The sequence below is a fragment of the Methylophaga sp. OBS3 genome (assembly GCF_026319325.1).
GTDB lineage: Bacteria > Pseudomonadota > Gammaproteobacteria > Nitrosococcales > Methylophagaceae > Methylophaga.
The window spans coordinates 57,002-72,583 of sequence record NZ_JAPDMU010000001.1 but is presented as its reverse complement, the minus strand read 5'-3'; the positions used below and the strand labels follow the sequence as shown (position 1 = coordinate 72,583).

Genomic DNA, 15,582 nt, shown 5'->3' with positions numbered 1-15,582 from the left:
GCGGCTTAACCTTGATAATGAATGGCAACGATCTCATATTCAATCGCACCACCCGGAGCTTGAACTGTCGCGATATCATCAATTTCTTTACCAATTAAAGCACGCGCAATTGGAGAAGAAATCGAGATGCGATTCAATTTGATGTCTGACTCATAGTCACCAACGATTTGGTATTGCACCTCTTCGTCGGTATCAATGTTCAGTAAATCAACGGTAACACCAAACACAACACGGCCATCTTTAGGCAAAGCTGATGGATCGATGACTTGAGAATTAGCCAATGTTGACTCTAACTCTTGTACACGACCTTCGATAAAGCTCTGTTGTTCACGTGCAGCGTGATATTCGGCATTTTCTTTTAAATCGCCATGCGCACGCGCTTCAGAAATAGCTTCGACAACAGCAGGACGCTTAACCGTTTTCAGTTCATGTAATTCAGCTTTTAATGCTTCTGCACCACGTAGGGTAATAGGTACTGCCATTACGCTAACTCTCCATGCAATGTCTGTAAACGATTTACCGACACGCTGTCTTCGCTGTTTAAAGCTAAAACAGTGGCGCGTGCTGCTGCCAACGTTGTAGTGTAGTTAACTTGATGTTGCAATGCTGCACGACGAATTTCACGTGAATCAGCAACAGCCTGACGGCCTTCTGTGGTGTTCACGATTAAATCGATTTCATCGTTTTTGATCATGTCAACAATGTGTGGCTGGCCTTCAGCCACTTTCTTAACACGTTCGCAAGGCACACCGGCTTCTGTCAAGGTGGCTTGTGTACCACGCGTTGCCAACAACTCAAAACCAAGATTCAGTAAATCTCTGGCAATCGCGACAACAGCAACTTTGTCAGCTTCACGAACGGAGATAAAGGCTTTACCACCAGTTGGCAAACTCACAGAGGCTGCTAACTGAGATTTGGCAAATGCTTCACCAAAAGTGCGGCCAACACCCATCACTTCACCCGTTGATTTCATTTCTGGCCCCAAGATTGGATCAACCCCTTGGAACTTGATGAACGGGAATACCGCTTCTTTAACTGAGTAATAGCTTGGAATGACTTCTTTGGTAACGCCTTGCTCTTGCAAGCTGCTACCGGCCATGGCACGAGCAGCAACTTTTGCCAGCTGAACACCAATTGATTTAGACACATATGGCACTGTACGTGATGCACGTGGATTTACTTCAAGGATGAAAATTCGGTCACCTTGAATCGCAAACTGCGTGTTCATCAAACCCACTACACCTAACTCACGCGCCATTTGTTTCACTTGCTCACGCAATTGATCCATGATGGCTGGGCTCAGACTGTATGGCGGAATCGCACACGCTGAGTCACCAGAGTGAACACCCGCTTGTTCAATGTGTTCCATGATGCCGCCAATTAGGACATCTTTGCCGTCACAAATCGCGTCGACATCGACCTCAATCGCATCATCAAGGAAACGGTCTAATAAGACAGGTGAATCGTTAGAAACAGATACAGCAGTCAACATATAACGCTGTAATTCTTCTTCGTTATAAACGATTTCCATTGCCCGACCACCTAATACATAAGATGGACGTACAACTAATGGATAACCCACTTCAGCAGCCAAGGCCACTGCGCCATCTACTGAGAAGGCTAAGCGGTTAGGTGGTTGTAACAAACCTAACTTATCAACCATTTGTTGGAAACGTTCGCGATCTTCTGCATGGTCAATCGCATCTGGTGACGTACCAATAATCGGCACACCAGCAGCTTCAAGGGCACGTGCCAGTTTTAATGGGGTTTGACCACCAAACTGAACGATAACGCCTTTTGGTTTTTCCAAAGCAACGATTTCGAGTACATCTTCTAATGTCAGTGATTCGAAATACAGACGATCTGACGTGTCGTAGTCAGTCGAAACCGTTTCAGGGTTACAGTTAACCATAATGGTTTCGTAACCATCTTCACGCAATGCTAATGCCGCGTGAACACAGCAATAGTCAAACTCAATACCTTGACCGATACGGTTAGGGCCACCGCCTAAGATCATGATCTTGTCACGATCTGATGGATTCGCTTCACACTCATCATCGTAGCTTGAGTACATGTAGGCTGTTGTCGTTGAGAACTCAGCCGCACAAGTATCAACACGCTTGTAAACCGGACGAACACCTAAGTCATGACGGTAGCTGCGAACTTGTTTTTCAGTTTTATGCAGTAATTTTGCTAAACGTGAGTCTGAAAAACCTTTGCCTTTCAGCTTACGTAATTCAACTGCATCAATATCACTCAAAGAACGTTCTTTAAGTTGATTTTCGATATCAACAATTTCTTTGATTTGAATTAGGAACCAAGGATCGATATGCGTCAGTTGTTGAACTTCTTCAAAAGACATACCGAAACGCAGTGCATCAGCGACATACCAAAGACGATCTGAACCTGGCAGGCTTAATTCACGACGTAAAACTTCAGCAATATTGTCTGCTTTTAGATCTAAAATTTCGGTCAAACCGTCACGGTCGATTTCCAGACCGCGTAAGGCTTTTTGTAATGACTCTTGGAAGTTACGGCCAATCGCCATTACCTCACCGACTGATTTCATCTGTGTGCTCAGACGATTATCGGCAAGTGGGAATTTTTCGAACGTAAAGCGTGGCACTTTAGTGACAACGTAATCGATTGTTGGCTCAAACGAAGCAGGTGTTGCGCCACCTGTAATTTCGTTTTGTAACTCATCGAGTGTGTAACCAACAGCTAACTTCGCAGCAACTTTTGCAATCGGGAAACCCGTAGCTTTAGAAGCCAATGCTGAAGAACGCGAAACACGTGGGTTCATCTCAATAATGATTAAACGACCCGTTTCTGGATTAACAGCAAACTGAACGTTAGAACCACCAGTTTCAACACCAATCTCACGTAATACAGCCAAAGAGGCATTACGCATGATTTGATATTCTTTATCCGTCAGTGTTTGTGCTGGAGCAACGGTGATTGAGTCACCCGTGTGAACACCCATTGGATCTAAGTTTTCGATTGAGCAAATGATAATGGCGTTGTCATTACGATCACGTACCACTTCCATTTCATATTCTTTCCAACCGATGATGGATTCTTCAATCAACAATTCTGAAGTTGGGCTTAGGTAAAGACCTCGTTGGCAAATATCAATGAAATCTTCACGGTTATAAGCAATACCGCCACCGCTTCCGCCCATTGTGAACGAAGGACGAATAATGACTGGGAAACCAAATTTTTGTTGAACTTCTAAGGCTTCATCAAGGGTGTGAGCGATATCAGACTGTGGCATGTCCAAGCCGATCTTACGCATAGCAGCACGGAACAAGTCACGGTCTTCTGCTTTATTAATCGCTTCACTATCAGCACCGATCATTTCAACGCCGTACTTCTCTAGTACACCGTGTTTTTCAAGTGCCAAAGCACAGTTCAGCGCAGTTTGACCACCCATTGTCGGCAAAATAGCATCAGGCTTTTCTACTTCAATAACCTTGCTCACAGCTTGCCATGTAATTGGCTCAATGTAAGTAGCATCAGCCATGTTCGGGTCGGTCATGATTGTGGCTGGGTTAGAGTTCACCAAAATAACGCGATAGCCTTCTTCGCGCAGTGCTTTACAAGCTTGTGCACCAGAATAGTCAAATTCACAGGCCTGACCGATAACAATCGGACCAGCGCCAAGAATCAGAATGCTTTGAATGTCTGTACGTTTAGCCATCGTGTGTTATTTACCTGTCGCTTGTTCGAGTAGGTCGATAAAGTGGTCGAATAAAGGTGCGGCATCTTGTGGGCCTGGGCTTGCTTCAGGATGACCTTGGAAGCTAAAGGCAGGCTTGGTTTTGTGATGAATACCTTGCAATGTACCGTCAAATAATGAGCGATGCGTTGGTTCGATGTCTTCTGGCAATGAGCTTTCATCAACCGCAAAGCTATGGTTTTGGCTAGTAATCATGACTAGGCCAGCTAGCATTTCTTGAACTGGGTGGTTAGCACCGTGATGACCAAACTTCATTTTTTCCGTTTTCGCACCACTTGCTAATGCCAATAATTGGTGACCCAGACAAATACCAAACATTGGGATTTCTTTTTCTAAGAAATATTTAATAGCTTCAATCGCGTAATCACATGGTTCAGGATCACCTGGACCATTTGATAAGAAAATACCATCTGGATTGAGCTTCTCAACTTCTTCAGCGGGCATTTGTGCCGGCACAACGGTCAATTTACAACCGCGTTCAACCAACATACGCATAATGTTTTTCTTAATGCCGTAATCGTAAGCAACGACATGGAAACGTTCTTCAGCTTTACGAGGCTGGCCATCAAGTTGCCAGGTTGTTTCAGTCCATTCGTATGGCGTTTTAGTTGTAACTTCTTTCGCCAAATCCATGCCTTTCAGACCTGCAAAATTACGTGCTGCTTCAATCGCCGCATTCACGTCAATATTGTCACCCGCTACGATGCAACCTTTTTGCGCACCCTTCTCACGCAACAGACGCGTCAATTTACGGGTATCAATACCAGCAAGACCGACCACATTGTTGCGTTCTAGATATTTATCAAGTGCCGCTTCACCACGCCAGCTTGATACAACAGGTGACAATTCACGAATAATCAAACCACTGCAATATACGGCGTCAGATTCATCATCGTCAGTGTTAACACCAACATTACCGATATGCGGATAAGTTAAAGTGACAATTTGTCGACAGTATGAGGGATCGGAAAGAATTTCCTGATAACCGGTCATGGCCGTGTTAAACACCACCTCACCTACAGATTGGCCCACGGCACCAATTGATTCGCCGTGAAAGACCGTGCCATCCTCAAGAGCTAGTAGCGCCGCTGTACGCAAGGGAACCTCCACCAGGTAAAAATTTACGGGACAAACAAGACGTTCTCCCAAGACAAAATCTTTGCAATTTTAACGTATATGGCATTGGTGCGTCCACGCTAAAAACGATGACAATCGCCACGCCCAACGGTAGTATGAGGCGCAGCTCAATAAATATGGCAAAACTTATGACTCGGCAGTTTTTTGATTTAGCGGCTTATCCACGCCAACGCCCTCGTAGAATGCGCAAAGATGACTTCTCTAGAAGACTAATGCGTGAGAACCATCTCAGCATCTCAGATCTGATTTATCCGATGTTCGTTTTAGAGGGAAATAATCAACGCCAACAGGTTGCTTCGATGCCTGGCGTCGAGCGTTTAAGTATCGACTTGATATTAAAAGAAGCCGAACAAGCGGTTCAACTGGGTATTCCGATGCTGGCTTTATTTCCAGTGACGCCGATTGATATTAAATCATTAGATGCAGCAGAAGCCTTTAATCCAAATGGTTTGGCACAAAGAGCTGTTCGCGCCATTAAAAAAGAATTCCCTGAACTTGGCGTGATGACTGACGTTGCGTTAGATCCCTTTACCACGCACGGTCAAGATGGCCTTATCGATGACACTGGCTACATCATTAATGATGAAACAGTAGAAGTTTTAGTAAAACAATCGCTATCTCATGCTGAGGCTGGCGCCGATGTCGTCGCACCGTCTGACATGATGGATGGCCGTATTGGCGCCATACGAAATGCATTAGAAGATGCAGGTCATATTCATACCAAAATTATGGCCTACTCAGCGAAATATGCATCAAGCTTCTATGGCCCATTTCGTGATGCCGTTGGTAGTGCAGGCAATTTAGCTGGCGGTAATAAATATAGTTACCAAATGGATCCTGCCAATAGTGATGAAGCTCTCCATGAAGTTGCCTTAGACATTCAAGAAGGTGCAGATATGGTCATGGTAAAACCCGGCATGCCTTATCTGGATGTTTTATATCGTGTTAAGCAAACTTTTCTAAAACCAACTTATGTTTATCAAGTAAGTGGTGAGTACGCGATGTTACAAGCCGCGATGCAAAACGGCTGGTTAGCTGGTGATGTCATTACTGAAAGCTTATTAGCATTTAAACGCGCTGGAGCGGATGGCATTTTGACCTATTTTGCCAAAGACGTTGCTAAAACATTACGAGGTCAACATGACTGATCAATATGCGGTTATTGGCCATCCCATAAGTCATAGTAAGTCGCCCAAAATTCACCAAGCTTTCGCTAAGCAAACGGGTCAAACACTTGAATATCGTGCCATTGATATTTATCCGGATGATGTTGCGGGGCAAATTCAACAATTGCACGATGCGATGAAGCTAAAAGGCCTTAATGTTACCGTGCCTTATAAAGAGACCATGTGGTCGTTAATTGATGATCTCAGTGAACGTGCGCAGCGTGCTGGTGCCGTCAATACGGTCACCATTAGTCGAGAAGGCCATTTGTTTGGTGACAACACAGATGGTGTTGGACTTTGCCGAGACTTACTCGATAACCACAAATTAGACATCGCCAATAAACGTATTTTACTGCTGGGGGCAGGTGGTGCATCACGCGGTGTGATTGGTCCTTTGTTAGCGCGCAACCCAGCAAGGTTATTTATCGCCAATCGAACGGCTGAAAAAGCCGTTAACCTTGCCAAAGACTTTAGTGATTTAGGCAATATTAATGGTGGTGGCTGGACAGATATTGGGGGTCAATTCGACTTATTGATTAATGCTACGGCTGCGAGCTTGCAAGGTGAAGTCCCGCCAATCTCTCCTTCTGTCTTAGCTGACAATGCGGCTTGTTATGACATGATGTACGGCGATAAAGACACGGCTTTTGTGCAATGGGCAAAAGAGCATGGTGTGACGCAGGCTATCGATGGTTTAGGCATGCTCGTTGAGCAAGCTGCGGAAGCATTCTTTATTTGGCGAAATGTAAGACCAGATACCCAAGCAGTTATCGAGCAGCTTCGTCAAAAGTAAATGACATAAAAAAGCCACCTAAAGGTGGCTTTTTAGTCTGTTTAAAATATCAATTAATTTTTCGCCATATCACGCTTAGCTTTAAATTCAGCCATTTTCTGATGAAGCTGTTGTTGCTGCTCAGACGTTAACACACTAAATATATCGCTATTTAATTTTGCTTTATCAGCAAGGCCATCGGCATAAACATCCGCTGACTCAGCAATCAATTTATCTAGTTTTGCCTGATCAACTGATTCAGCGTAGGTTAACTGCATCATCTCTTTACGTGCCTGCCAGCCTGACTTCATCGCTTCACGATTTTCCTGCCAGTAAGCTTTCTTCAACGCTTTAATTTCAGCTGTTTGCTCTTCTGTTAGATTGAGTTCTTCTAACAACTTATCTTTATATGCTGATTTGTGGTGATGTTTTTTTGCTTCACAGCCTGCTTTGTCAGCATCTTTTATGTGATCATTTGCCATTGATGGCAGAGCGGCCAACATTGAAGGAATAATCGCTAAAGACAACAATAATTTACGCATCATAACTCTCCTTTTGAATGATTCGTCAGCATCTGGTTTAAACCAAAGCGACTTGAAACACAGTATTCATCGAATCACTGTAAATGCGGGTTTTATCGTGTAAATTCAGGTAAATAAGCCAATGGCGCATTGGGCTTTGCAAAACAAAAACTTATTATGGAACAAACTTTAAATAGAGCAACAAAGATGAGTAACGTACTAATCATTGATGATGATGAAATTTTGGCAGGCTTGTTTGAGGATTACTTGCGTGAAGAAAAATTCCAAGTAACCACATGCTTTACAGGTCAAAGTGGCTTAGATGAAGCGTTGTCTAATAAGTTTGATATTGTCATTCTCGACGTCATGCTGCCAGATATGAGTGGCAACCAAGTATTAACATCCATTCGCCAACAAAGTAATGTACCTGTGCTGATGTTTACCGCTAAAGGTGATGATGTTGACCGCATCTTGGGTCTAGAAAATGGCGCGGATGATTATGTACCAAAACCTTGTACACCGCGTGAGTTGATTGCCCGGATTAAAGCTATTTTAAGAAGAAGTGAGCTCAACACCCAACCGCCTGAAGCCGAAGCGGATATATTGCAAAATGGTCCACTACAAATGTGGCCACAACAACGTAAAGCTACATGGTTTGAAGACAATTTAGAACTTACCAGTACCGAATATAGCTTGCTGGAAGCGCTCGCCAGACAAGCAGGCCAAGTCGTTGATAAAAATACGCTCTCAGAAGTCGCGCTTGGCCGACCATTAGCCCGCTACGATCGCAGTATTGATGTTCATATGAGCAGTATTCGCCACAAACTTGGCGTTCAGGAAGATGGACACGCTTATATTCAGACTGTTCGTGGTAAAGGCTATCAGCTGATTAAGTAAGGGACTGCTATGGGGCGCTTATTCTGGAAATTCTTTTTTGCTTTCGTGGTGGCTTTGTTAATTGCCAGTCTGGCTGTTGGTAGTGCCATGGGATTAAGGCAAAAACAATTAAACCAACAAGTATCAAATGCCCCTGTACAACTTGGAAGCCAAGCAGCTTGGCAAGTGTCTGATGCTGCAGAAATAGCGCAATATGGTGGTAGACAGAGTTTAATCGCCTATCTCAATGATCAACTAGCATTAGGTGTACCGCAAGTTTATGCAATAGATAACAACGATGATGAGTTGTTAGGCCGTGTACTTCCAAGCCATCAACGTAATGCTATCCGCCAGCTGTTTACCGATATTCCACAACTACGATCTATTCGTCCAATCACGCTTGAAGATGGAGAAGAAGTCTTACTGTTTATTCCACAGAATTCTTTACAGCCTAAAGAGCAAGCACCGCTCAAACCACCAAAACCGCAACCACTTGTCTTGATTTTATGGACCGGGATTCTAGGTGGCCTGTTATTCAGTGCTGTGCTCGCATGGTGGTTTACCCAACCGATAAGACATTTACGTCGAGGCTTTAACAAAGTAGCGACAGGTGATTTATCAACACGTGTCAGTCCCGAAATGGGTAATCGAAAAGATGAGCTAGCTGAGCTTGGTTTTAACTTTGATGTGATGACCATTAAGTTAGAAAAGCTGGTCAGCGCACAACGTAACTTATTACATGATGTCTCTCATGAACTTCGCTCACCATTAGCCCGTATGCAAGCAGCGATCGGTATATGCCAGCAGCAACCCGATAAAACGACTGATGTGTTGGCACGAATCGAACGCGAATCACAACGTATCGATATGCTCATTGGCGATTTATTAAATCTATCTCGCTTGGATACTTTGGCAGCAGAGAATGATGCCCAGCAATATTTCGATTTATCCCCTTTATTAGAGGATTTAGTCGACGATGGCCGTTACGAAGCGACTGAAAAAAGTATCGCTATTCATGCCGATATTGATCCCGAATTACCCATGGAAGGTAAACCAGAATTAGTCTTACGTGCTGTAGAAAATGTGTTAAGAAATGCCATCAAATTTACCCCTGAGCAAGGGCATATTCGATTAACAGCTAAACTGCTAAGACGTTCAATTGAAATTACCATCAGCGATAATGGACCGGGCGTCAGTGAAGAAGAGTTAACAAAATTGTTTCAACCATTCTTTAAAGGTATGCAAGCCAGAAAACAAAACAGTAGTGGTTTAGGTCTAACTATCGCTGAGCGTGCAGTAAAAGCCCATAATGGCAGTATTTATGCTGCAATTAATGAACTTGGCGGTCTACAATTCGCGATGCACTTTCCGACCAAAAAAAATGCCGCATCGTTTTAAACCGATACGGCATTTCTTATTCGAATCAGCGCATTACTTATTCAGCAATTACACCACAGGCAACACGAGCACCACCACCGCCTAATGCAGTGGGATGATCACTATGATTATCTCCACCGGCATGAATCATAATGGCACGACCAGGTAAATCTGCCATTGTTAAACGTGGCGCTAATACAGCACGTTCTGCTTTACCATTAGCATCAACATACATTGCAGGTAAGTCACCCGCGTGACCTTTTCCCCAAGGTGTTCCATGTTCGCCAGTATTTTTAGGATCGTAATGACCACCTGCAGATAATGCAGCAACCATTTGGCCTTCTTTTTCAGCAGGCGCACAACTTGCGTTTTGATGCAAATGAAAACCATGCATACCTGGTTCTAAGCCAGATAAAGCTGGCGTAAAAACAAGGCCATAAGCTGTTTCACTGACTGTGACTGTACCAACATTTTGGGTTGAGCCATCAGCATCAACTTTGTCCATGGCGACTTCTACCGCCATTACCGGCGCAGAAATCATCGCCAATAACAGCGCAGCAGACTTCTTCATTTTGATCTCCTTTGGATTTAAACCTTGTGAGTGTGACTATGCATGATCGTAAGAGGTTCACGCAAACCAATGCCACCTATGATTTATCTAAAAGTTGCTTTAAATCAGCAAAGGGATTGAAGGTGGTTTGTTTAGCCTCAACCTCAACAAGGCCGGTATAACCACGAACGCTATCTATATTTTTTTGATGCTCATGGTCGTGACAATACAGACACAGATTTTCCCAATTACTACCATCAGCAGGGTTGTTGTCATGATTGTGGTCGATATGATGAACAGTTAGTTCGTGAAGATTACTGCGGGTGAACTCGCGGCCACAACGGCCGCAAATCCATGGGTGAAGTCTCAGTGATTGCTCGCGATAGCCAGCGAGTCGATCTTTGGCGGCGTTCCTGGCGTCAGCAACGACCTTATCAAGTTTTTGCCGATCGATGGGCTTACCTGATTGCGGTCTTTGCTGCGCCATAACACAACCTTTATTTTACCTAATTAATGGGCTACACCAGTTTGCTTTTGCTCTCTACGGCTCGCCAACCAACGACAAACCACGTAGAAGATAGGTGTAAACACCAAACCGAATAACGTTACGCCCAACATACCCGAAAATACTGCAGTACCCAAGGCTTGACGCATTTCGGCACCTGCCCCGCTAGCGATAACTAATGGTACAACACCCAAAATAAACGCCATTGACGTCATCAGGATCGGGCGTAAACGTGTGCGAGCAGCTTCAACGGCAGCATCGATACGGCTTAAACCACGCTCTTCGGCCTGTTTGGCAAACTCAACAATAAGAATCGCATTTTTACATGCCAGACCTATCAATACGATAAAGCCGATCTGAACCAAAATGTTGTTATCCATACCACGGAAAGCAACACCACTAATCGCCGCTAACAAACACATCGGTACGATCAAGATAACGGCTAACGGTAGCAACCAGCTTTCATACAAGGCCGCCAGCAATAAGAATACAAAAACGACCGCCAAACCAAAGGCGACGAACGCAGTATTACCAGCCAACTTCTCTTGGAGCGCTAGCTCTGTCCATTCATAACTCACACCATCTGGCAGTGTTTCTTCCAGAATACGTTCCATGATGGCAATAGACTCACCACTAGAGTAACCAGGCGGCGTATTACCTTGCACTTCAATTGCTGGATACAAGTTGTAATGCGGCACACGAATTGGCCCCGTTTTTTGCTCCAATGTCGCAATCGAACCTAAAGGTACCATCGCACCGTTTTCAGAGCGGGTACGCAATTTCGCAATATCCTGTTCTTGATTACGGTATTGCCCGTCGGCTTGAGCAACCACTCGGTAAGTCCGGTTCAAAAAGTTAAAGTCATTGATATAACGCGAACCAAGATAAATCTCTAAGGTATCAATAACGTTCTGCACCGGTACTTCTAGCATCTCTGCTTTTGTACGATCGATATCGGCATAAATCCGCGGCGTACCCGAGTTATAGAAAGTAAACACCGCAGAGACGCCCTCAGCTTGGTTTGCTGCTGCAATAACCTGCTGCGTAACTTCTTCAAGACGCTCTTTACCAACACCACCGCGATCTTGAATATACAACTTCCAACCACCGGCATTACCCATACCACGAACTGGTGGCGGTTTAATCGCAAATGCCATTGCGCCATCCAATTGTGACAAGGCTTGTTGCGCCCCACCTTGAATGTCATCAATGGTTAAGCCAGCTGCAATACGATCCTCAAACGGTTCAAATGGCGTAAAGATAACCGCCGAGTTTGACGCATTGGTAAACGTAGGACCATCCAAACCAACAAACTGTACGGCATGGGCAACACCAGGTACTTCACGTAAACGTTGTGAAGCCTCACGCACCACCGCATCAGTACGATCTAATGACGCACCTGGTGGCAACTGGATGACGTTAATCAGATAACCTTGGTCCTGCTCAGGAATAAAGCCAGTAGCAACTTGCTTAAAGCTAAAGCCTGTTAGGAAAATCAAACCAGCATAAATGATCAACATCACCGCCATGATTCGCAGCAAACGACGTGTCATCGCTGAATAACGGTCACCTAACCACTCAAAGCTACGGTTGAAAGCATCACCAAAAGCTTTAAACGGATACGTTACCTTAGCCATAAAACCGGTTGGCTTGGGTTTATCGTGCTCATGCGGTTTCAACAACAATGCCGCCATCGCTGGTGACAATGTTAACGACACGATCATCGAAATAATCGTAGCTGTCGCAATCGTTAACGCAAACTGTTGATAGAAAGCACCCGAAATACCAGTAATGAATGCTGCTGGAATAAATACCGCAGACAATACAACTGCGATCGCAACCAGCGCCATGCCTACTTCATCCATGGTTTTATGGGCCGCTTCATTTGGCGTAAAACCTTCTCGAATGTAACGTTCGACGTTTTCAACAACGACGATAGCATCATCGACCACGATACCGATGGCGAGCACTAAACCAAATAAGGAAAGGTTATTAAGCGACACACCTAAAGCTGACATGACCGCAAACGTACCAACCAAAGACACCGGAATGGCAACGATAGGAATCACCGATGCTCTCCAGCTTTGCAGGAACAGCATCACAACCAAAATAACTAATAAGATGGCTTCAATAATGGTGTGGTAAATCTTTTCGATAGACCGCGCGATAAATTGCGTCGGATCGTAAATGATTTGATATTCCACGCCTGCTGGCATGTCTTTAGCAATTTCACGCATTTCTGCACGCAGTGCATCAGCAGTATCAAGGGCATTAGAACCAGGACGTTGGAAAATGACCACTGGCAACGCCAAACTATCATCTAAATAACCGATGTTGTCATAGTCTTGTGCAGCCAGTTCAACACGCGCTAAATCACGCAGACGTACTACACGGCCATTATCACCACGCTTAACGATAATGTCTGAGAATTCATCTGCCGTCAGTAAACGGCCTTGAGTTTCAACACTCAGCTCAAACGCACCTTTGGTATCTTGCAGTGGTTGTTTATTGATAACACCCGCAGCAATCTGGGCATTGTTAGAACGTACTGCTGCCAAGACCTCATTAGCAGTCATTTCAAATGACTGAGCACGCTCAGGATCAATCCAGATCCGCATTGCATAAGCACGTTCAGCAACAATACGTGCCTCACCCACACCTTCGATACGAGCTAAACGATCGACAACTTGGGTTTTAGCGAAGTTAGAAACATACAGATTGTCACGCGTGCCATCAGGTGACAGTAAGTGAATAACCATCATTAAGTCAGGTGAGTTTTTACGTACGTTGATACCTTGACGTGTGACCTCTTCAGGTAACAATGGCTCGGCAATCGAAATACGGTTTTGCACCAAGACTTGGGCGATATCTAAATCTGTACCTTGCTTAAAGGTAATGTTCAGAGATGTACGGCCATCAGCGGTATTTTCAGACTTCATATAAAGCATGTCTTCAACACCGTTGATCTGCTGCTCTAATACCGTTGCAACAGTATCAGCCGCAGTTTCAGCGGTTGCACCCGGGTAGTTTGCTGTGACCGAAATACTCGGCGGCGCAATTTCGGGATATTGCGCTACAGGCAAAGATACATAGGCAATACTACCTACAAGGACGATCAGTACCGACAGTACCGTGGCGAAAATCGGTCGATCAACAAAAAAGTGCGTAAAGCGCATGATTATTCACCTGTACCAGCAGAGTATTCTTCAGTTCTGACATCACTGCCAGGACGAGCTTTTAACAGACCTTCAATAATGACTTGGTCGTCACTTTTCAGGCCTTCGCGAATCACGCGCATTTCGTTATCCAGCAAAGTGCCAGCAACAATTGGTCTTGGCTCCACTTTGCCTTCACCATTAACGACCATCACGATTTTTGCGGCTTGGTCAGAAACCAATGCACGATCAGGCACTAACAGCGCTTCATATGGTGCAGTAATGGCCATACGTAAACGACCAAATAAACCCGGACGCAATAAATCATTAGGGTTTTCAACTAAAACACGCATACGCAACGTACCGGTATTTTGATCAATGCGGTTATCAACGAAATCGACAACACCTTCACGATTCCACTCTTGCTCATCCGATAAACGAATTTGCGCTTTGATTTCACTATCACCATTTAACGAAGAAGCATCACTGGCGACGCGAGCAAACTGCAGATACTCACTTTCAGATACGTCAAACACGAAATGCAATGGATCTGTCATCACGATAGTGGTTAATGGCGTTGCACTGCCATCATTAGTCACTAAGTTACCAATATCGATATTACGGCTTGAAATGCGACCAGATACAGGCGCAACAATTTTGCTGTATTGCAGATCTAACGAAGAGGTTTGTACGGCGGCACGAGCAGCAGCAACATTCGCATTGGCTTCTTGGAAACGTGCGCGACGACTATCAACTTCTTCAGCAGCAATGGCTTGTTGTTTTAACAAACGCTCACCACGATTTAATTCCAGTTCAGAAAGTTTTAATTGGCTCTGAACACGGGCTAAGTCGGCTTCAGCACGCGCTAAAGCTGCTTGGAATGGTCTAGGATCGATTTCAAATAACAAATCACCTTTTGTCACCATTTGACCGTCTTGGAAATGCACCGCATCTAAATAACCTGTTACACGAGCACGGATGGCGACTTCTTCAACCGCTTCAAACCGACCGGTGAACTCTTGATGTTCGGTTACTTCGCGAGACTCTGGTGTCATTACTTTCACCACAGGACGATTATCTTGTCCTTCAGCCCAAGCAGGCGATAACAACATTTGACCCAAGATTGCGCCGAGAAGAATGGATTTGTTAAAGGCGGATAGCATAGCGATTCCCTAGACAATGGAGATGATTTGGAAAAATTCCTTTCCAGAAAGATAAAACCTTAACGACAAATTATCTTTCTAGCAAGTTAATTTTTTTGTCATAATGCACTCAACGAAGAGGAAATGAAGTGACCAACAAACTTAACCCTATTGAAGTCATTATTGAGCGCATGCAGACGACACTACCAAGTGTGCATCTACCTGCGGCGGCAACTACCAAAAGAATTTACTGGGCTCGTGAACAGTTATTTGGCAAAAGTCGCGCGGTGATGGAAAAGAATGCATTGAGCGCTGGAGAATATGATGCGCTTGCATCATTACGAGTTCAAGGCGAACCATTTGAGTTAACACCCTCTGATATTTGTCAAAGTAATATGCTTAGCTCCGGTGGGTTAACCAAGGTATTAAACAATCTTGAAAAACGTGGATTAATCTCTCGTCACGCCTGCAATGAAGATCAAAGAAGTCGTAAAGTCAGACTAACTAATGCGGGTAAAAAATTAATTGAATCTGCTCTTGCTGAAGCTTTCAGGGAATATGAGACCTTACTGGCAAATAACTTAACGTCTGAAGAGAGAGCGCAGCTAGATAAGTTGCTGCTGAAATTGAACGGCTGAGATA

The 15,582-nt window shown here is 44.4% G+C and carries 13 protein-coding genes; 5 read left to right on the top strand and 8 right to left on the bottom strand.

The annotated features are described in order from the left end of the window. Window positions 1-5 precede the first annotated feature (5 nt). From greA to carA, 3 genes are read right to left on the bottom strand one after another with little or no spacing between them, the layout of a single operon-like run. Window positions 6-482 (bottom strand): transcription elongation factor GreA, encoded by a 477-nt coding sequence (greA, locus tag OMP94_RS00375; RefSeq protein ID WP_266274785.1) that lies wholly within the window; start codon window positions 480-482, stop codon window positions 6-8. Then, a complete protein-coding gene (carB, locus tag OMP94_RS00370; protein ID WP_266274783.1) occupies window positions 482-3,700 on the bottom strand; it encodes a carbamoyl-phosphate synthase large subunit in 3,219 nt (1,072 codons plus the stop codon). Before carB ends, greA begins: the two co-directional genes overlap by 1 nt. Before the next feature lie 6 nt (window positions 3,701-3,706). After that, window positions 3,707-4,837, bottom strand: a complete 1,131-nt coding sequence (carA, locus tag OMP94_RS00365) for a glutamine-hydrolyzing carbamoyl-phosphate synthase small subunit (RefSeq protein WP_266274782.1) — start codon at window positions 4,835-4,837, stop codon at window positions 3,707-3,709. Between the two features lie 167 nt (window positions 4,838-5,004). Between carA and hemB the strand changes: the two genes are divergently transcribed. Continuing rightward, window positions 5,005-6,024: a porphobilinogen synthase gene (gene hemB, locus OMP94_RS00360; RefSeq protein ID WP_266274781.1), complete on the top strand. Its 1,020-nt coding sequence runs from the start codon at window positions 5,005-5,007 to the stop codon at window positions 6,022-6,024. Beyond that, window positions 6,017-6,835: a shikimate dehydrogenase gene (aroE, locus tag OMP94_RS00355; protein WP_266274780.1), complete on the top strand. Its 819-nt coding sequence runs from the start codon at window positions 6,017-6,019 to the stop codon at window positions 6,833-6,835. Before hemB ends, aroE begins: the two co-directional genes overlap by 8 nt. Window positions 6,836-6,888: 53 nt before the next feature. Here aroE and OMP94_RS00350 read toward each other — a convergent pair whose 3' ends face one another. Then, a complete protein-coding gene (locus OMP94_RS00350; protein ID WP_266274778.1) occupies window positions 6,889-7,359 on the bottom strand; it encodes a periplasmic heavy metal sensor in 471 nt (156 codons plus the stop codon). A 183-nt stretch (window positions 7,360-7,542) separates the two neighbouring features. On the opposite strand from OMP94_RS00350, the gene OMP94_RS00345 reads away from it, so the two are divergent. Both OMP94_RS00345 and OMP94_RS00340 read left to right on the top strand, forming a co-directional pair. Continuing rightward, window positions 7,543-8,232, top strand: coding sequence for a response regulator transcription factor (locus tag OMP94_RS00345; RefSeq protein WP_266274777.1), 690 nt, complete (start codon window positions 7,543-7,545; stop codon window positions 8,230-8,232). A gap of 9 nt (window positions 8,233-8,241) precedes the next feature. After that, window positions 8,242-9,609, top strand: a complete 1,368-nt coding sequence (locus tag OMP94_RS00340) for a sensor histidine kinase (protein WP_266274776.1) — start codon at window positions 8,242-8,244, stop codon at window positions 9,607-9,609. Window positions 9,610-9,646: 37 nt separating this feature from the next. Here OMP94_RS00340 and sodC read toward each other — a convergent pair whose 3' ends face one another. The 4 genes from sodC to OMP94_RS00320 form a co-directional block, all read right to left on the bottom strand. Continuing rightward, window positions 9,647-10,159: a superoxide dismutase [Cu-Zn] SodC gene (gene sodC / locus OMP94_RS00335; RefSeq protein ID WP_266274775.1), complete on the bottom strand. Its 513-nt coding sequence runs from the start codon at window positions 10,157-10,159 to the stop codon at window positions 9,647-9,649. A gap of 76 nt (window positions 10,160-10,235) precedes the next feature. Then, window positions 10,236-10,625, bottom strand: coding sequence for a YajD family HNH nuclease (locus tag OMP94_RS00330; RefSeq protein WP_266274774.1), 390 nt, complete (start codon window positions 10,623-10,625; stop codon window positions 10,236-10,238). A 23-nt stretch (window positions 10,626-10,648) separates the two neighbouring features. Further along, the gene (locus OMP94_RS00325) at window positions 10,649-13,819 is read right to left on the bottom strand and encodes an efflux RND transporter permease subunit (RefSeq protein ID WP_266274773.1); all 3,171 of its coding nucleotides are present in this window, start codon (window positions 13,817-13,819) and stop codon (window positions 10,649-10,651) included. A gap of 2 nt (window positions 13,820-13,821) precedes the next feature. Beyond that, window positions 13,822-14,961 carry an efflux RND transporter periplasmic adaptor subunit gene (locus OMP94_RS00320; protein WP_266274772.1) on the bottom strand — a complete coding sequence of 380 codons (1,140 nt, stop codon included), beginning with the start codon at window positions 14,959-14,961 and terminating at the stop codon, window positions 13,822-13,824. Window positions 14,962-15,089: 128 nt separating this feature from the next. Between OMP94_RS00320 and OMP94_RS00315 the strand changes: the two genes are divergently transcribed. Further along, a complete protein-coding gene (locus OMP94_RS00315) occupies window positions 15,090-15,578 on the top strand; it encodes a MarR family winged helix-turn-helix transcriptional regulator (RefSeq protein ID WP_266274771.1) in 489 nt (162 codons plus the stop codon). Window positions 15,579-15,582: the final 4 nt, after the last annotated feature.